The 18,449-nt window shown below is 42.9% G+C and carries 19 protein-coding genes; 18 read left to right on the plus strand and 1 reads right to left on the minus strand.

The window, feature by feature from the left end; genetic code table 11:
* Positions 1-91: 91 nt before the first annotated feature.
* The 3 genes from AC04MN_RS08055 (at position 92) to AC04MN_RS08065 (ending at position 3,243) form a co-directional block, all read left to right on the plus strand.
* Complete coding sequence (locus tag AC04MN_RS08055) at positions 92-943, plus strand: 3D domain-containing protein (RefSeq protein WP_475382676.1); 852 nt, start codon at positions 92-94, stop codon at positions 941-943.
* A gap of 175 nt (positions 944-1,118) precedes the next feature.
* Positions 1,119-1,946 (plus strand): flagellin, encoded by an 828-nt coding sequence (locus AC04MN_RS08060; RefSeq protein WP_475382677.1) that lies wholly within the window; start codon positions 1,119-1,121, stop codon positions 1,944-1,946.
* 469 nt (positions 1,947-2,415) lie between these two features.
* The gene (locus tag AC04MN_RS08065; protein WP_475382678.1) at positions 2,416-3,243 is read left to right on the plus strand and encodes a flagellin N-terminal helical domain-containing protein; all 828 of its coding nucleotides are present in this window, start codon (positions 2,416-2,418) and stop codon (positions 3,241-3,243) included.
* A gap of 287 nt (positions 3,244-3,530) precedes the next feature.
* Here the strand turns inward: AC04MN_RS08065 and AC04MN_RS08070 are convergent, their stop codons facing one another.
* A complete protein-coding gene (locus tag AC04MN_RS08070) occupies positions 3,531-4,163 on the minus strand; it encodes a transposase (RefSeq protein WP_475382679.1) in 633 nt (210 codons plus the stop codon).
* 431 nt (positions 4,164-4,594) lie between these two features.
* Here AC04MN_RS08070 and AC04MN_RS08075 point away from each other — a divergent pair, with 431 nt between their 5' ends.
* The 15 genes from AC04MN_RS08075 to AC04MN_RS08145 all read left to right on the plus strand — a co-directional run bounded on the left by AC04MN_RS08075 (position 4,595) and on the right by AC04MN_RS08145 (position 18,443).
* Positions 4,595-5,428 (plus strand): flagellin N-terminal helical domain-containing protein, encoded by an 834-nt coding sequence (locus AC04MN_RS08075; RefSeq protein ID WP_475382680.1) that lies wholly within the window; start codon positions 4,595-4,597, stop codon positions 5,426-5,428.
* 213 nt (positions 5,429-5,641) lie between these two features.
* Positions 5,642-6,019 carry a flagellar protein FlaG gene (locus AC04MN_RS08080; RefSeq protein WP_475382681.1) on the plus strand — a complete coding sequence of 126 codons (378 nt, stop codon included), beginning with the start codon at positions 5,642-5,644 and terminating at the stop codon, positions 6,017-6,019.
* 239 nt (positions 6,020-6,258) lie between these two features.
* Positions 6,259-7,623 carry a flagellar filament capping protein FliD gene (gene fliD, locus AC04MN_RS08085; protein WP_475382682.1) on the plus strand — a complete coding sequence of 455 codons (1,365 nt, stop codon included), beginning with the start codon at positions 6,259-6,261 and terminating at the stop codon, positions 7,621-7,623.
* A 39-nt stretch (positions 7,624-7,662) separates the two neighbouring features.
* Positions 7,663-8,064 (plus strand): flagellar export chaperone FliS, encoded by a 402-nt coding sequence (gene fliS / locus AC04MN_RS08090; RefSeq protein WP_475382683.1) that lies wholly within the window; start codon positions 7,663-7,665, stop codon positions 8,062-8,064.
* 2 nt (positions 8,065-8,066) lie between these two features.
* Positions 8,067-8,489, plus strand: coding sequence for a hypothetical protein (locus tag AC04MN_RS08095; protein WP_475382684.1), 423 nt, complete (start codon positions 8,067-8,069; stop codon positions 8,487-8,489).
* 162 nt (positions 8,490-8,651) lie between these two features.
* Positions 8,652-9,728, plus strand: coding sequence for a tetratricopeptide repeat protein (locus tag AC04MN_RS08100; protein WP_475382685.1), 1,077 nt, complete (start codon positions 8,652-8,654; stop codon positions 9,726-9,728).
* A complete protein-coding gene (locus tag AC04MN_RS08105; protein WP_475382686.1) occupies positions 9,728-10,225 on the plus strand; it encodes a hypothetical protein in 498 nt (165 codons plus the stop codon). Before AC04MN_RS08100 ends, AC04MN_RS08105 begins: the two co-directional genes overlap by 1 nt.
* Positions 10,222-11,619: a glycosyltransferase family 9 protein gene (locus tag AC04MN_RS08110; RefSeq protein ID WP_475382687.1), complete on the plus strand. Its 1,398-nt coding sequence runs from the start codon at positions 10,222-10,224 to the stop codon at positions 11,617-11,619. The genes AC04MN_RS08105 and AC04MN_RS08110 overlap by 4 nt, the downstream gene beginning before the upstream one ends.
* A 104-nt stretch (positions 11,620-11,723) precedes the next feature.
* Positions 11,724-13,172: a glycosyltransferase family 9 protein gene (locus AC04MN_RS08115; protein ID WP_475382688.1), complete on the plus strand. Its 1,449-nt coding sequence runs from the start codon at positions 11,724-11,726 to the stop codon at positions 13,170-13,172.
* Positions 13,159-13,848: a hypothetical protein gene (locus tag AC04MN_RS08120; protein ID WP_475382689.1), complete on the plus strand. Its 690-nt coding sequence runs from the start codon at positions 13,159-13,161 to the stop codon at positions 13,846-13,848. The genes AC04MN_RS08115 and AC04MN_RS08120 overlap by 14 nt, the downstream gene beginning before the upstream one ends.
* On the plus strand, positions 13,778-15,814 hold the full coding sequence (locus tag AC04MN_RS08125; protein WP_475382690.1) for a hybrid sensor histidine kinase/response regulator: 2,037 nt from the start codon (positions 13,778-13,780) through the stop codon (positions 15,812-15,814). Before AC04MN_RS08120 ends, AC04MN_RS08125 begins: the two co-directional genes overlap by 71 nt.
* Entirely contained in the window at positions 15,811-16,173 is a 363-nt protein-coding gene (locus tag AC04MN_RS08130) for a response regulator (protein WP_475382691.1), read from the plus strand. Before AC04MN_RS08125 ends, AC04MN_RS08130 begins: the two co-directional genes overlap by 4 nt.
* Positions 16,170-16,742, plus strand: a complete 573-nt coding sequence (gene rsmD, locus AC04MN_RS08135; protein WP_475382692.1) for a 16S rRNA (guanine(966)-N(2))-methyltransferase RsmD — start codon at positions 16,170-16,172, stop codon at positions 16,740-16,742. The genes AC04MN_RS08130 and rsmD overlap by 4 nt, the downstream gene beginning before the upstream one ends.
* Positions 16,739-17,224: a pantetheine-phosphate adenylyltransferase gene (coaD, locus tag AC04MN_RS08140; protein ID WP_475382693.1), complete on the plus strand. Its 486-nt coding sequence runs from the start codon at positions 16,739-16,741 to the stop codon at positions 17,222-17,224. The genes rsmD and coaD overlap by 4 nt, the downstream gene beginning before the upstream one ends.
* A gap of 22 nt (positions 17,225-17,246) precedes the next feature.
* Positions 17,247-18,443, plus strand: coding sequence for a pyridoxal phosphate-dependent aminotransferase (locus AC04MN_RS08145; protein WP_475382694.1), 1,197 nt, complete (start codon positions 17,247-17,249; stop codon positions 18,441-18,443).
* The last annotated feature ends 6 nt before the right edge of the window (positions 18,444-18,449 follow it).

Below are 18,449 nucleotides of genomic sequence, written 5' to 3' on the forward strand. Positions count from 1 at the left end.
TCCTAAAATATATTGGCGACTATCTAAATTACCTCAATTTTCGGAAGGTGTGGTATATCTAGCTTCGTTCTTTACGTTGAAGGAGAATCTAGTGAAAACTCTTTTTGGATTGGCTCTTGTGATGAGTTTACTGACAGCGGCCTGTGCTGGTTCTGCAGACGCCGGCAATTCTATGATTTCAACGGTCTACTACAAGCCTATCATCGACGGAAAATCAGAATGCTCTTCGAATGATTTAAAAGATATGAAGGACGAGCAAGGAGCTCGATTGGTAACCCTTTGCCAAGATGACTACTCGGCGTGCTTAATGCAAGGGTCTTGTTTGGTTTTAAAAAAAGGCAAACCTGTTTCTTATAACTATGTCGGAAAAAAAGCTGGTACCTTTCGTTTTAAGGAAACCAACATCGACAAATGCCCCTTTGGATTTGGTGTTCGTGACAGTTGTTTAGATCCCTATTTTTCGGTTGCGGCAGATCCGTCGTTTTATAAGTTTGGCGATGTGATTTATGTTCCGGCTTTAGCAGGCTTAAAGCTACCAGATGGTCAAACTCACGACGGCTATCTTATTGTTCGTGATACGGGGGGCGGCATTGTTGGGAAAAATCGGTTCGATTTCTTTACTGGTTATTCTTATTATTTGGATAAATCAAATCCATTCAGTCGTCTGGGGTTGGCTGATATGGATACTCGGTTACCTTTTTCGAAGGCGACAGAAGCAAAGGCTACAGAGATCAGAAAGAAACGAAATTTTCCCGGGCTTCTAGCCTCTGTGGTAGAGCTTGGGCATGCGATGATTTCAAGTAAAGATACGACCACGACGGGGGCGAACTCGGTTGGTGCGGCATCCACATCGACCAGCGTGGCTTCTGCAGATGAGGTTGGTGCAAAATCGGCTGCGGCGAGCTCGGAAGCTCCCGGCGCTAATGCGGGTGTTTCAAAGTAAGATTCCTGAAGGCTGGGTCATAATAGGACACCAGCCTTTTCTTTAAGTATATAAAATCTAAAGAGTATTTTCTGTTAAAGAAATAACGCAAAGCGTCGATAAGTCATGTGACTGCTAGACGAAAGACGGGTTTAAGAGAGTGTGTGTGGGATTCCGGTAACGAAAGGAATCTCGGATGAGTTTGCGTATTTCAACTAATACAGTATCGTTGATGGCTCAACATCAGATCAATAAGTCATCCAGAGACTTGGATGATTCGTTAGCCCAGTTGGCTTCGGGTTCTAAATTCGCTGGCTCAAAAAAAGATCCAGCATCTCAGGGAATATCTGAAAACTTAAGAGCGCAGACAACTGGATTGTCTGCGGCCCAACAAAATGCTGATGTTGCGGTGTCATTCATTCAAACAGCTGAAGGCTCACTCAGCGAACAAAATAATATTTTAGTACGAATGCGCGAGCTTGGTGTTCAAGCGGCAAGCGATACGCTGTCGGATAAAGAACGCGGATTTTTGAATCTGGAGTTTCAACAATTAAAATCTGAATTTGATCGGATAGCGCAATCAACTCGATTTGGGGACAATGCTCTTCTTAAAGGAAGTAGTAGAAAATACGAATTTCAAGTTGGTGAACGTGGGACTTCTAATGACCGAATTCAGTTTGAAAATGATTCTGATGCAACGGCAGATGGAGTGGGTATTTCGGGCTTGAGTGTTGAAGATAAAGGCGAAGCTCGTGACTCTTTAGAAAGTATTGATGAAGCTTTGGTGAGCGTAGCGGGAATGCGTGCAAAATTTGGAGCTGCTCAAAGTCGTTTAGAGACTGCATATGATTTTCTAGGCAATCAAAAATACGCGATTGAAGACGCTCGTTCAAAAATTGGAGATACTGATATCGCTGATGCAGTCTCAAGAGCTCGTCGTGGCCAGATCCTTCAGCAATATCAAGCAGCGGTGTTGGCACAAGCGAATCAGGCTCCAGAAAATGCTCTTAAGTTGATTGCATGATAGGTAAAACTACAGGTGTGTGAAGCTTTCTAGTTAAATATTAGGCCCGGGTGACCCGCGTATTTTCGCGGGTCTTTTTTTATTTTATCGGTCCAAAGTCTAGCTGGACCTGGACCTAAGGCTATGATTTTAAAAAATTTTTTTAGTTCCATAATTCAGTTATTTCAATAAGAAGACGCACAGCGTTATAAAAAACCTAGACCAAGGCCCTAAAGTTACCTAGACCTTCGCCGAGAAGATAGTCGTACATGTTGGGACGATTACGCAAAACCCTCGGCTAGCAGTCAACCAGTCGAGAAGTTCTCAGCGAAGCTCCCTCCACGAGTTCAGCAGTCACTGAAGTTCGTGCGGGGAGTTCGTCTCCACTAAATGATGATTTTAATTTTTTAAAGGTAACGAAAACAAAAACTTTCGTACACATCGACATGTGTGGTGCGGTCGGTGTTTACGCAAAAACACAGGAGGAAACATGGGCTTAAGAATTGCGACGAATATGGCGAGTATCAGTGCTCAACGTACTTTGTCTAAACAACAGAAACGTGCAGAGCATGCTTCGGCAGCTTTGTCTTCTGGAAGCAGAATCGTGAACGCGGCGGATGATGCTGCCGGTTTGGCGATCTCTGAATCTATCCGCGGTCAAACGCGTGGTATTGCACAAGCAAGGAACAACGCCTTTAACGCAATTTCGGCGGTGCAAGTCAGTGAAGGTGGTTTGAACGAAGTTTCAAACATCTTAATCCGCTTGCGAGAATTAGGGGTGCAGGCCGCATCCGATCATATCGGAGAGAGAGAGCGAGGCTTCTTAAATATGGAAGCAAATCAGCTCACTCAAGAGATGGATCGTATTGCGAAGACAACAGTATTTGGTGATAAAAAGCTACTGGATGGGTCTGGTGGTAAGATGGAGTTCCAAGTCGGTGCCTTTGCCGGAGACGAGAACGTCATCAGTTATACATTGGATTCCGACGCCACCATTTCTACATTAGGAATTGATGGATTAACGGTTGAATCTAAAGAGGATGCGCGTGATTCGCTACAAAGAATCGACGATGCCTTGGTCAAGGTCGGAGAAATGCGAGCAAACTTTGGTGCGACTCAAAGTCGACTCGACTCTACGGTGAGTAACTTGGATATCCAGTATGAGAACTTATCTGCAGCAAATTCGCGTATCCGTGATACCGATATTGCGAAGGAAACTTCAGAGATGGCCTCAGCGCAGATTCTACAAAATTCAGCGGTGTCGGTGTTAGCTCAGGCGAACAACTTCCCTGCGGTTGCAATGAAGCTTATCGGCTAATAATTTAGAAATTACTTAGCATCTATTATTAAATCATCAAATTGATGTGGACGTTGTGATGAGGTGAGAGCCTCATCACAAATCCCGAGCCTTGAAATACATCGCATTGAATATGTGATCCGAAGTTCAAGGTTGGGGATTTGAAAAAAAAGAAGAAAAGATTGCCCGGGTAGCTATGCCCACACACCAATAGCTACTCTTAAGCCCACCTGGGGGAGAGATCCCTCTCCCCCAGGATATTTAAAAGGGGTCAGGTGTTATTTTCTAACTGGGGTGCGTAATCCCGGCTAGAGAAGGTGGGTTTCTAAATCGGACGGACGAGAGTTTGTTCGTGCAATCTGAAATTCGGATTTTTTGGACGCTTTACGAATAACTTCCCAGTCATCGCTGCGTGGGTTTTCGTTAAGCCAATTCAGAGTTCTCTCGAAAGAGAGATTTTCCATCAATAACGAATCATAGATGGGAAACTTTAATTTATCGAGACCAAGCAGTCCTCTCAGTGAACTGTATTTGTAGGTCTCTACCTTATCTGTGATCCCAGCCTTCTTGGGATTGTAATAAACGTATTTGTAGCATTGAAGGTAGTAGTGATAGCTTCCGATCCGCGAGCGATGGAAGCGTTCACCGTATGTTTCATTTATTCTATTGCTTGCCTTTGTCAGAGATCGACTGGTCTGTGACATAAACCATTGCATCGCCTGGCTTAGATTTGATTCAGGACAAGAGGCGATTAAATGAAAGTGATTCGGCATCATAACGAAACTATGCACCTTCATGTTATAGGCATTCGAAACAAACCAAAGTTGTTCACTAAAAATATCCCAAGCAATATCCGGATGGCAAAACCACTCTTTGTTAATACATCTGCCAGTGATGTGATATGGAGAGCCCGCATCACATTCAAAATTTTTTCTACTCATTCTAAATTTCCTCTCTTCTTAATTAATATCTTCGCCTAGCAAGACCTCGACGAAGGCAGATGCAATGTATTGCTTTCTATGTACGGCGGACGGATTGATGCGGGCCGGTTAGAAAATAACACCTGACCCCCTAGAGGAAGGTCTGGGTTTTTGTGGATTTTGGTCTTGATTTGCTGGACCGAGGTCTGGGTTTTTGTGGACGAAGGTCTAGATTTGCAGGACGAGACTAAAGCCTTTCTAGACGCGACCGAAAGGTAGGTCACAAGCAACGATGGATTCGAAGCTTGGTGATCGAGAGGCCCTGACAACGTGACTGATGTCGAGGTCTCGCTAGACAGATTACCAGCAGAAATGAAATCGCCAACATGTACAACAACAACACTGCTTCACCTAGTAGGTAAACAAGGTGAGCAAACAAATGGAGGTCCCAAATGGGAATGAGAATTTCAACAAACGTATCTGCACTTAACGCTCAAAGAACTATGGTAACTAGTCAGAGAGAAATCCAGAAGAGCATGTCACAACTATCATCTGGTTCTCGAATCACAAAATCAGCGGATGATGCTGCAGGTTTGGCAATTTCTGAAAACTTAAAAGGTCAAATTCGTTCATTAGGACAAGCTGGCCGAAACGCGAACGACGGTATCTCAATGGTTCAAGTTGCTGAAGGCGGTTTGAACGAAGTATCAAATATCTTAACACGTATGAGAGAACTTGGCATCCAAGCTTCTTCTGATACAGTGGCTGATCGTGAACGCGGATTCTTAAACAAAGAAGTTCAACAACTTAAAGAAGAAATGCAACGTATCGCTAACTCAACTAAGTTTGGCAACCAAGCTTTGATCGATGGTAACGGTGGTAAGTTTGACTTCCAAGTTGGTACTGGTGCTGATGAAAACGTAGACCGTATCTCTTATGATGCGGGTACTACTAATGCCTCTATCGATAACTTGGGTGTAGCAGGCTTTGACTTCTCGACTAAAGATGGCGCACAAGAAGCGTTGGCTCAAATTGACGAAGCTCAAACAACAGTTAACGGTTTCCGAGCAGATCTAGGTGCCTTGCAGAACCGTCTACAATCTACAGTAGATAACATCGGTGTTATGCACGAGAACTTATCAGCAGCGAACTCTCGTATCCGTGACACAGACGTTGCTCAAGCATCTGCAGAGATGACGAAGAACAATATCTTGTTGCAAGCGAACACTACAGTACTTGCTCAAGCGAACTCTGTTCCACAAAACGCAATGAGACTTCTTGGTTAATCCAAGAAGTTCTCCACGCGGGTAACTTTAATATAAGTCTTATAGGGAAGAGGTCTCCGTTCCTTTCCCGGTACCGACCTACCCAGGGGTGAAAACCTCTGGGGTACTACGGTTCAAGAGGTTGTTTCACTTTGAGACACTTTGCAAACGAAGGGTCTAGAATCTCGGGAAAAGCTCATAATTCTGTGTATTTTCCCGATAAGAATTTTAGATATGTATATTAAGTCAATGGTTAACAGCATAAATCCCCTAGATGTGAAATCGGTCGAAAAATCGAACCGAACAATCAAGGCGGATGAGTCTCACGACAGAGACGCGAATGGTCAGCAAACATTTGGAGACCATCAAGAAGAGCGTCCTCCGATGAGCGATGAGCAGTTCGAAAAAGCTTTAGAAGTTTTGCGAAACTTATCTGCAACCAAAGAGCATCGATGGACAGTTTCAGTTGAGATTGATGATGGATTAAGATTTGCGATCGTTAAAGATAATCTTGGTAATACAATCCGACGAATTCCCGAGAAAGATCTTTGGACTTTGAAGGATGTTGATAAAGAAAGCCCTAAGGGGCATCTACTTAAGCGCACGGCCTAGGGCCAATCTTGCGCAAGCTTAAGATCTAAATTCCAATAAATATTTCCATGAAATGAAAAAAAAACCGATGCCTAAGTCTAGGGTGTCAAAATCTATTCTTCTTTTATTCGTTCTGGGCCCATTTTGAGGCTCGACTGGTCTGATGACAAGACAACTAATTGACTCACGAATTTTACTGCACCTGAGTGAAAATGAACTTGTAGATATAGCGCACAGAATGTGCAGAAGGAACAGGTTCCATGGCAGGAATTCGCATAACGGGGATGGCTTCTGGCTTACCACCGAACATTGTCGAGCAGATAATGGATGCAGAACGCATTCCTGTTAAAAACATGGAAGGGCAGAAGAATAAACAAGATGAAAAATTAAAATTAGTTACAGATCTGGATACCAAAGTACGCGATATCACAAAAAATCTTTCTGAATTAACGGGGGCCGGAGGCTTTTTAGATAAAAAGCTAATCAGCGGTGACCCTAATGTGATCGACGGGACTGTAGATCCAAATACTGCCGTTCCTGGGGACTACCAACTTGAAGTTATTCAGTTGGCTCAGAAGCCAGCCGCGATTTCAAATGGATTTGCAGATCGCGATAAAACTCAGATTGGTGTGGGTTATATAAAATTTGAAACTCCAGAAGGAACGAAAGAAGTTTATATCAATGGAAAAAATTCGACCCTAGATGGTGTTGCTGCGCAAATCAATCGATCAGAAGTGGGGCTTCGAGCTACTGTTATTCAAGATCGAAAAGATCCTGAGAACCCATTTCGACTGATCGTCAGCGGTTTGAAGACCGGAGATAACGAGCAAGTCAACTTTCCGACCATCTATATGCTAGATGGTGATCAGGATATAGCGTTTGAGGATTCAATAAAATCGCAAAACGCAAAAGTCAAAATTGATGGATTTGAAATTGAAATTCCCGAAAATAAATTGGCCGACTATGTTCCAGGAGTGACTCTAGATTTAAAGTCTGCAGCACCTGGGCGTCCCATACGTTTGACGGTCAAAGAAAATATGGAAGTCATCAGCGGCAAAGTGAAGTCTTTTGTCGATTCTTACAATGCGGCACTTAAGTTCATTCAAGATCAGAATAAACTTTCGCAAGATGGTAAAAATCAGCGTTTGGGGCCACTAGGTGGGGACAGTCTTCTAAGAAGTGTTGAATCTAGTTTGCGCAGAGTGATTTTAAATCCTCAATTTGGGGTGGAGTCGCCTATTACTCGGATTGGACAGCTAGGAATAGAGTTTAATAGAAACGGGACATTGGATTTTAAACAAGAGGTCTTTAATAAAGCTGTTGCGGATAATCCAATGGGAGTGGCTTCGTTTCTTCGTGGTGACAATTTTTCAACGGGATTTGTACCTACAATAAAAAGAGAAATCTCGAATCTTACAGCCGTTGGAACGGGAATTCTTGGAAATAGAAAAAAGACGATTCAGGATAAGATCACGCAAATCAATACACGTATTGATTCAAAAGAGCGTCAGTTGGAAAAACGCGAAGATAGTTTACGCAAAAAGTTTTCGGACCTTGAAACGAAGATGTCACAAATCAATCAGCAAGGTGCGGCGTTCTCGGCAATGAAGGCCGGAGTTGGATAAAATTTTAAATGGACTTAAGAACCAAAAATGGAGTGATTTATGAGTAACCCATATCAGAAGTACAAAGCGACGGCGATTCAAAGTGCTAGCAAAGAGACAATCCTGCTAATGCTTTATGAAGGTGCAATCAAGTTTACAAAGCTTGCCATTAAAGGCGCAGAGGAAAAAAAAGTCGTGGATCGATGTCATAATATTGGTCGGGCATACGACATTGTTATGGAGTTAAACAATACTCTAGATCATAAAGTGGGCGGAGAAATCGCAGCTCAACTAGAGCAGCTGTATATGTTTCTGATGGAGCAATACACTAAAGCGAATATCTCGGGCGATCCGGCACCTCTAAGAGCCGCGTTGAAGGTTTTAGAAAATCTTCACGAAGGATGGAAGGGCGCCGTAGAAAAAATTAAAAAAGAACAGCAACAGCCAGGAAAGGCGGGTTAGTCATGGAAAGACTGGTATCACTATTAACTGAAAAAAATCACTATCTAGAAAAATTCTATTCGTTGAATGAAACAGAGCTAGAAAAGTTTCGTCTGGGTAATTTTGACACTTTAGATTACTTCTATCAAAGCCGCGAAAGAATCCTGGAAATTATTAAGTACGTTGATGGCCAATTGGCGGAGGCGCACGAAGCCAATGGTGACGAAACAATTCCAGAAGGAATTAAGAAGTCTTGCAGGGATGCATTGATGATTAAAGATCAATATGTTCAGAAGATTATCGAACAAGATATTGAAGTTCTTTCATGTATTGAAGATGCTAGAAATATTATCATCAAAGAGCTTCAGGACATTCGTAAGGCAAAAAAAGCCGTGTCTGGATATCGCCAACCAACTTTTGAAAGAAAAATGGACGAAGAAGCTTAGAGAAAGGTCAAGTCTGGGAAAAATCTTCCTGACAAAATCATGACATCAAAAGCAGCCGAGAAGTCAAACTCTCGGCTTTTTTTTGTTCAGATCCAAATAAACCAATAATGAGCGGTGGCATCGACGTTGCTTTTTGAGACAGTTGCAAGGAGTAACCGATTCATGCTTGATCAATTGAACATTCAAAAGTCCAGTCCTATCGATTCTACACATTCTAACGTGGATTCTTCATCAGCGACTCCATTTATCCAGTCTGGGCAAATATATTTTGATTTAAAAACAGCCATTCAAGAGTTCGAGCAAGAACCGGTAATTCAAGACGAATTCGCTGCGGCAGATTCACAACTGGATTCAAAAATTCGCTTATTGCTGAACAATGCCGAGACTCTTTTTCGTCATCAAGAGACTCATTTGGGTTTGGCTCTTTTGCGACAGGCTTCAAACGTGGATTCATGGAACCCCGAAGTATTGTTTAAACTAGGGCAACAACTCGAATCTATCAATCGATTCGAGGAAGCCGAAAAAGCTTGGCAGGCTCTTTCGAAGGTTGACAACTCATTTACCACTTTATTTCGATTGGCCAACTGTTTGTATAAATTGAATCAAGACGAGGCTGCTCTTGAAAAATACTACGAGGCACTTGCTCTGCTTACCGAGGATAATGAAAACGTTTTTGATGCTTATAAGAACATGGGAAACATTTTAGTCCGTCGCGGTGATTTTGAAGGCGCTGAGGAGTTCTACAATAAAGCGTACACGATGAATCCCCTGTCAGATATTTTATTGGTAAATTTGGGTACTCTTGAAGTACAGCGACAGGACTATGAAAAAGCGATCTACTGCTTTAGAAAAGCCGTCGAAATTAATTGTGAAAATGATAAGGCTTGGGTGGGGTTATCTCTTGTTCATAACCAATTTGCGGATCAGGAGCTTGCATGGGCTAATGTGGAAACCGCTGTGGAAATTAATCCTAAGAATCGTACAGCAGTTCACATCATTGGTGCTTGGGCGCTGCGCGATCAAAAAGTACTAAGAGCCATTCCTGTATTAGAGAACTATTTGGCACTAGTTGATTATGACGAGGAAATGTCATTGGCATTGATTAATTTGTACTGTCACCAAGGTCAGCTAGATTCAGCAAAAATTGAAATCGAGAAAGTTCTTCTTTGGAACCCGTCTCATGCGGAAGTACGTGAGCTTAGAAAAAAGCTAAGAAATTATAAAAGAGGAGCAGCTTAATGAGTGCGGAAGCGGTCGACCAAAAAAATGCCATCGCATGGGCTTACAATATCGGAAAGATCTATGGATCTTCTGTTGTGATTCTAGGGAGCTATGATCAGCATAAGCTCGAGACGCTTAAATCTTTAGACCCGCAGTTGGCAGTTCATTATGTTCAAATAGGCGAATCATCTGCACAGCTCGTACATTCCTTTAATACGGCAAATGATATTTTAAATTCAGATTTTTATTGTGAAGTCATTTTGAAAAATAAACCGATGGTATTAACGGACAGAAAGACATGGGGCGAAAACTTGGGTGAGTATACTCAAGCTTTCGCTCATTTAACAGGACGTTCTTTAGAGGGGCTCAGATTTCACCTGAGTGAGCTGGGCGTAGATATAAAAGCCCTGCCTCGGCAAGAGGGGCTTTATTCAATTAAAGATGTGATTCAGGCGGGCAAGAAGCAGGGGCAAGCTACACCTGCATTGAATATTTTGGGGGAGCTAATTCGATGAGGATCTTAGTATTGTCAATGTTGCGCATTGGTGACTTATTTATGCATAAGCCATTAATTCAAGCTATTCAAGAAAAGCACCCGGAATCCACGATCGATCTAGTGGTTAATTCGGTTTCGGCATCAGCTGCGACTTTGCTGAACGGCTTGGTAGATAAAACTTTTGTATTCTCGCGAGATGAGTATCAAAAGTCTGCCGGAGAGGCGCACTTTAATATCTTCTGGGGCGCAGAGCAAATCGATATCTTAATTGATGAGTTGAGTTCTCAGAATTACGACATTATTTACAATTTAACTCATAATCGTCTATCAGCCTATTTGGCGGGTGCAGTTTCAGCGAAAGCTTACAGAGGGCTACGCTACGTGAGTGGACAGTTTGTCGGGGTCGAGAATGCGTGGTTAAATTATTTTAACGAGAGATTTCCAGAGTCCCGTGCTTCGGTGTTTCACTACACCGAACTTTTGGGCTCCGGACTTGGTTTGGATGTCTCTAAGAATAAAGTTCGAAAGAACGCTCAAAGATCTGGCCTCATCATTCTTCAATGCTTTTCGTCGGAAGATAGAAAAAATTGGCCGCTCACAAATTTTTTCGAGCTCAAGCAAAAAATTGAAGAGGCGTATCCCTTTCATATAGTGCGAGTTGTAGCTACTGAAAAAGAAAGAGGTGATCTGCTTCACTTCTTTAGTGACGAAGAAATTTGGGTTACTGATTTTTCAATGACAGAGTCCTTGCTTAAAGAAGCAAGACTCTTCATTGGGGTTGATACCAGTGTAAAGCACTTGGCAGCGCTGTGTGGAACGCCTGTTGTTGAGGTGGCTTTAGGAGGATCTGATCCTATTAAAACTGGGGCATTCATTGCTGGGGCTCGTGCCGTTGTTGGTGAGTTGGAAGTGGCAGTGGATGAGGTTTTTAGTGCAGTTGTTCAAGCCCTAAGTAGGAAAGAAATTTTCGAGGCTTCCGAAGCTACATCCACCTTGGATTGTGATCGTTGGGTGTGGGCTTCCTATTTAGATGGAAAGACGCCACTACCTCGCCCAAAGGTTGAGGCTGGGTACATAGCTCGTTCTTTCAAACTTCTTGAGTGGCAGTTGCGACTTGAGAAAGCATTAACAGAGTGTTCGGATTTGTATCTAAAAGGAAAGATTCAAGCGCAAGAGGTGCAAGATTTTATTCTTGTGGCTCAAGAAGTTATTAATTCAAAACTTGATAAGGGCGGGTACTTTTTTAAGTTAATCGATGTGTTGCAACGGACAAGTGACGATGGCGCAGCTGTATATTCTCAGCTTGTAGAGGCTGTGGCTCAATCGCGAAGTCTATTAAAAATTCGTTCCGAATTAGCATTAGGAGACAAGGATGTCGCAGAATCTAGAGAAGCGCTTGCGACTGGCGCTTAGTAAATTAGAAAGTGGTTTAGAGCAGGTCAAGAAGACTCGACCGTATGATAAACACGAAGCTAAGCTTAGAATATTAACCGAAATGGTTAGGGAGCAAGTGGGGCATGAAAATTCTCATACAACAACTAGCCAGACTCGGTGATATCTATATGACGTGGCCCTTTGTCAGGGCGCTAAAACGTCAGATTCCTCATGCGGAAGTGCATCTTTTAGTCAGGGGAAAATTTGAGTCGGCGACTATTGGCTTAGATGAAGTTGATCGTGTAATTGTTTTGCCGAACACGGATATTTTAGAGCCGCTAATCAATGAGAAAGGCGATACGGCAGCTTCTTTGGCTCGGTTGGATCATTTTTTAGACTCTTTGACCGTTGAGGGGTATGAGAGATGCTATAATTTATCGTACTCTCCATTGTCTTCTTATCTAAATCAGGTATTGGCTTACAGTGGTTGCGAAATTATAGGATATACTCGGCATGCAGATGGATTTTTTAATCCCAATGACGAGGTCAGTAGTTATTTTTATGCTCAGGTAGGGCCTGGTTATTCCAATCGTGTTCATCTGGTTGATATCTTTGCATCGTATTTAGAAGTTCCATATATTGAAACTGATTTTAGCTGCCCTCAGCTGGCGACTCGCAAAAAGTTACCTCGTCCTTACGTAGTTGTGCATGTTGGGGCCAGCGAAGGACACAAGAAGCTGTCAGCTTCGCACTGGGCGCGAGCTTTACAGTACTTGACCGAAAAAAAGCCATCAATGAATGTCGTATTGATTGGTGCGGGTCATGAACGAGCTATTTCAGAGGAAATTGTGCAGGGTGTTTCCACGTCTCGAATGATAAACTTGGTCGGAGACACGCAAGTTCCAGAACTTTTCCCAATTATCAAAGATTCAGAGTTATTGATTGGTTGTGATTCGGCACCAATTCATATTGCAATGCTAACAGATACTCCGACATTTAACGTATCGTTGGGTGGTGTTAACTTTTGGGAAACTGGTCCAAAGGCAAGTCTGGGCTTTATCTATCGAATGAAAGAGCAGGACATGCTTGCGCCCCAAAAAATTGGCGCCCTGGCGGAAGAGCTTTTAGATGGAAAGATTTCGTCAGAGCTTATAACGCGTGCTCGGGGGTTGGTATCCTTTCAGACCCCAGAGGCAGATGCAAGCAATGACTTTGCGTGGGCTCTTACGGAAGCCATCTATTTGGGCGGTAAGTATCCGATTTTAGATGATTATAAAGTATATCAGTCTATGCAGGACCTCGTAGAGGTCAATAGATTGATTATTGAAAACGTTCAAGCAATGAGTCCAGATTCTGCGGCCGAGCGCAGTAGATTGATTGAACGTGGAGAACAAATTTTGCAGCATATTAGCCAGATCAGCCCTGAACTGAGTCCACTAGTAAGGTGGGTTGCCGCTGAAAAGGTGCGCATTCCCCCCGGCACTTTTGACGACATCAAAGCTCGAACTTTATCGATTCATTCAGCACTGACCGCCGTATTAAATAATTACATACCTCAGGATGAGGTAAGGGGTCATCATGGACAGATATAAAGTTTCAGGAGAAGATTTGCGAGATTTCTATTCACCAGAAACCTGCTTAAGCCAGGTTTTTGGTGATATCGAAATGGATCTTCAGGCACAGGGCCGCGTTGTATGCCGATATATTCTTAACGGCATGGATCTGAGTGAGGCCGATGAATCAAAGTTTGCCGAAATAGAGCTGAAAGATGTAAAGACCTTGGAGTACCTCGCTGAAAAAAAATCTTCACTGGTGGGGCAGGTGCTTGAAGCTTGGAGTCAGGCGATTCCCGAGATGATGATTTCCTCAGAGAAATTGTGTCAACGCATGCGTTTTCAGGGGCCGAAGGGCATCTTTAAGGATTTGCATGATTTGCTCGAGAATGTCGAATTTCTAATCTCGAGCCTGTCAGCATTAAAGACCATGGCGGGCGAGGAGATGTGTCATTCGGTTCCCAAGTGGCAAGAGACTGAATTGAATAGCAAAAAGACTGTTCAAGAGTCACTGCAAGCTGTTGAAAAAAAGGATTTTGTTTTACTCGCTGATATTTTGGAATATGATCTTAATAACGTTTTACAAGCATGGTCGGAGTGCTTAAATGTTTTAAGTATCCGGATTCAAGGAGCGAAGGCAAGCAATGCTACAACAAACACTCTCCAGCACGAAGATGGATCCGATATTGTTGTGCGGGGACGTGTCGCTCATTAGCGTTCCGCACAATTTCTTTATCAGCGGCAAACTTTTGGATATAGAGCAAAGAGCTTCCTTAGTGGAGGCTCTTGCTTTTTGTAATAGCCATAAAATTTCCGCTGTTATTTTTTGCACGCATTCGTTTTCACACGATCAATTGGCATTTCTTTCGCAAATTCGCTTTATTCAACCCCAGGCTCCAGTTCTCTTAATCGGTTCTAAAATCGACCTGAACCTCATTTTAGACGGAGTCAATCGCGGGCAAGTATTTCGCTTTCTTAAGACCCCCCTTGCGGCTGGAGTCCTTGAAGAGAGCATTAAGCAAGCTGTAGAGCGACATCTGGTTTTTAAGAATCGTACGACTTTGCTTAAAGATTCGAGTTCTCATAATCGGGAACTCGAAGCGCTGACTAATTCTCTGGAGGCCATCGTCGAAGAGCGCACTCGCCACGTGCAAGAGTCTAATACCGAGCAAGCTGATAAACTAGCAAAAGAGCGCCAGTTGATCCGGTTCATTACGGATCTCTCTGCTCAAAATAGTTTTGACGATGTTTTGCAGACCTTGCGTAGAGATCTAAAAAAATTCCACCATTTGGGGGAACCTTTATTAGTTTATCGTTCTTCAGCAGGAAAGATTCGATATTGGAGTTTTCAGTCTGGCGTTATGCGGGCTTCAGAGGGGCAGGAGACCTTTGCCTTTCCTAAGGCAGTAACAGTTCAGGATTCACAAATTATGCAATTTTTGGCGAATCATTTTGGACGTCCTTTTGCTAAGGCAGTTCTATTGCCTTTAGAGTTGAAGTTGATGCGAATAAGCTGGGATCAAGCCGAGGCTTTTTTGTGTTTTGAAAACTCGTTGTCAGAAATTGAATTGAACGAATTCACGGACTTTATTGTGGAAAGATCTGAAGCTTTGGGGATGGTCCTTGATCGACTTCTATTAGAAGAGTCGTTCGAAACATTTAGTTGGCGCTGGGAAAAGACTTTTGATGGGATGCGAGATCCGATTGCGATCATAGACGTAGACTACAACATTGTCCGAGCTAATAACAAATTCGGAGAGAAGCTTTTAAATCGCAAATGCTACAGTGTCTTTGCAAATCGAGATTCTAAGTGTGAGAACTGTCCAGCACAGAGTGCTTTATCGTCGGGAGTTCCACAAACTCAGACGGTGCAAAAAGCTGGGAAAGTATTTCAGGTTCACTCGTATCCAGTCAACTCAGGTTCGGAAAGATCCGTATCGGTCATGCATCAGTATGTCGATATTACGCAGTCTCGAGAGTTGTACTTACGAATGTTACAAAGCGAAAAGATGGGTGCGATTGGAATGTTGGCGGGTAATATTGCCCATGAATTGAATAATCCTTTGACTGGCTTAAAGGCTTTGACTCAGGTTTTATTGCAAGAGACCACTGATCAAAAACAACTACATATGGATTTAGTTGAAATCGAAAAGGCTGCTGACCGCTCTCAAAAAATTATCAAAAATTTGCTAGAGTTTTCTCAGGGCGATATCGGTGTTCTAGAGGAAACCTTTGTAGATGATCTGGTCCATAAGACAATGCCCATGTTGAAGACGGCGCTAAGAATGCACCGTTTGCATTTAGATTTGCATTGCGAAAAATCAGCGGTGAGTGTTGAGCCGCACCTTATTCAACAAGTCATTTTCAATCTAGTAAATAACGCTTGTCAGGCAATGCGGGAAGTGGGCGATTTGACCGTGCGTACGGGAATTGAAAAGAATTACGCATTTGTTGAGATCGAAGATAATGGTCCAGGCATTCCTGCAGATTTGCGTGCTAGAATTTTTGAGCCTTTTTTCACTACAAAACAAGAAGGGCAGGGAACTGGCCTAGGCTTGAGTTTAGCTAAATCAGTTGTTGAAAAGTTTTCCGGTCGTCTGCTGTTGAAGAATGTTGAACCTCATGGCGCGTGCTTTAGAATAGAGCTACCCCTAGTTAAACCGGGTGGTAGGAAGCTATGAAAGTATTAGTTATTGATGATGAGCCCTTAGTTAGAAGATCTTTATCGCGCGCCTTAAAGGCGAAAGGTCATTTGGTCTTTGAAGCTGAAGACGGAATTGCAGGGGAAAGTGCGTGGAAGCAGCAAAGCCCTGAAGTTGTGTTTCTTGATGTCTTGATGCCTGGGCTAACGGGGCCTCAGCTACTTCAGAAGATGAAGGGACATCAAAGTAAAGTAGTTCTTATGTCGGCCTATTCTGGAGAGCATAATATTGAAACAGCAGAAAGTGCCGGAGCTGATTTGTTTGTGAATAAGCCATTTGAAGATATTTTTTCAATTGTTAATATGGCCGAGACTCTGTTAGAAAAGACGACGTCATGAGAATTATAGCTGGAAAATATAAGGGTCATCAGTTAGTCGCCTTCAAGGCCGATCACATTCGTCCCACAACGGATAGAGTCAAAGAAACTCTTTTTAATAAACTTCAGTTTGATATTGATGGGTCGGTTGTTCTTGATTTATTTTGTGGAACCGGAAATTTAGGGCTAGAGGCAATTTCTCGGGGTGCCGTCTTTTGCACGTTCGTAGAGAAGAATCCCAAAAGTGTACTTATAGCAAGACAGAATATTGAAAAGTTAAGAGTCGAGAAGTCTGTTTTTAAGATTGTTAGCATGGATGTTTTAAGCTTCCTGCGTTCGTACGACGAGCAGGCCGTGGATATTATTTTTGCGGATCCACCTTTTACCGAAAAGATGGCTCATGATGTGATGTTAGCAGCTTCACAGAGTAAGGCATTTGGTGTTTCGACGATTTTGGCAATTGAGTCGGCAGCCAAAGAGCGCATGGATGACGTTTATGGTGATCTAGAGCGTTTCGACTTTCGAGAGTATGGCGATAAAGTTCTTTCTTTTTTTAGGAAAAAAGTGGCGCAAACAGAGGGGGAGTCGTGAAGCGAATTGCTGTTTATCCAGGTAGCTTTGATCCAATCACTAATGGTCACATTGATATTATCAATCGAATTTCCCCGCTTTATGATCATGTCGTTATTTTAGTGGCGCAGTCCGCCTCGAAGTCTTCTTTGTTTTCGGCAACGGAGCGAAAAGAGCTAATTGAAAAATCGCTGGCACATATTTCTAATGTCAGCGTTGATTTTTTCGAAGGTTTGACAGTCGATTATATGAAGAAGAATAAGGCCTCGGTTATTGTACGGGGTTTACGAGCTGTCGTAGATTTCGAATATGAAATGACCATGGCCAGTATGAATAAGAAGTTGGCCCCCGATATCGAGACTATGCTAGTATTTGCACGTCCCGAGTATTACTATATTTCTTCGCGGGGCATAAAAGAAATTGCACTGAATCGAGGCGATCTCGATGGTCTGGTGCCCTCTGTTGTAGAGTCGGCTTTGAAGAAGAAGTTTGGACTGGCGTGAGGTTATTGAGTGGAGGTGAAACTTGTTATCTAAAAGAACAAAAAATCTGAAGGCATCTCCAACATTAGCATTATTAGCCAGAGCCCGAGAGCTTGCCGCCCAAGGAAATGATGTGGTGGCATTGACGGTCGGCGAACCAGATTGGGCTACGTTTCCTAAAATCGCAGATGCAGGGATTGAGGCGATCAACAAAGGAATTACAAAATACACTCCCGCAAATGGCACGGCTGAAATTCGTAAAGCAATCTTAGAGAAATTTAAAGCTGATTTTGGATTGGATTATTCGATAAAAGAAGTCACAGTAGCAAGCGGCGCAAAGTTTATTATTTTTGCGGCTTTGCAAGTGCTGTGTGACGAAGGCGACGAAGTTATTATCGGAGCTCCTTACTGGGTCAGTTATCCGACCATGATTGAGCTTTCTGGCGCGAAGCCGGTGATTGTTGCTACTGATGAAAAGACTCAGTACAAACTATTGGCGGCCGAGCTTGAACAAAACATCACAGATAAAACCAAGATATTTTTGTATTGTTCGCCTTCAAATCCGACGGGAAAGGCCTATACGCGAGAAGAATTGGAAGAGATTGCCGAAGTATTGCGTAAGAACCCCCGGGTGATTGTCATATCCGATGATATGTATAATCGGTTGATGCTGTCCGGTGAGTATAGAAGTCCTCATTTATTAGATGTCGCTCCGGATTTGCGACATCGGATAATTAGTGTTAACGGTGGCTCCAAGGCGTATTCTATGACAGGATGGCGTATTGGTTGGGGAGTCGGACCCGAGAATATAATAACTGCAATGACGGACTATCAGAGTCAGTCGACTGGTGCCGCATCTTCGATTTCGCAACACGCAGCCATTACGGCTATTAAGACATCAGAACCGGAAATATTAGAGGTAAATAAAAAACTTCGAAGTCGTTGTAAAATGGCTATTCAAGAGTTTTCTAAAATCCCTGAATTAAAGGTTATTGTGCCCGATGGGGCTTTTTATCTTTGGGTCGATATTCAAGGAGTATTGGGGAAAAAATTTAAAGGTGCGACTCTGAAGGATTCCAAAGAATTTTGTGATATTTTGCTTGAGCAATTCTATGTCTCTATTATTCCCGGAAATGAATGCGGTGTAGAAGGTTTTGTGAGACTGAGTATCGCTGCCAGTGAAGAGCAAATTATAAAAGCGATTGGAAGAATGAAAGATTTTGTTGATCAGTTGAATTAGATTTGG

This window comes from Bdellovibrio sp. ZFWA1 (assembly GCF_056175665.1).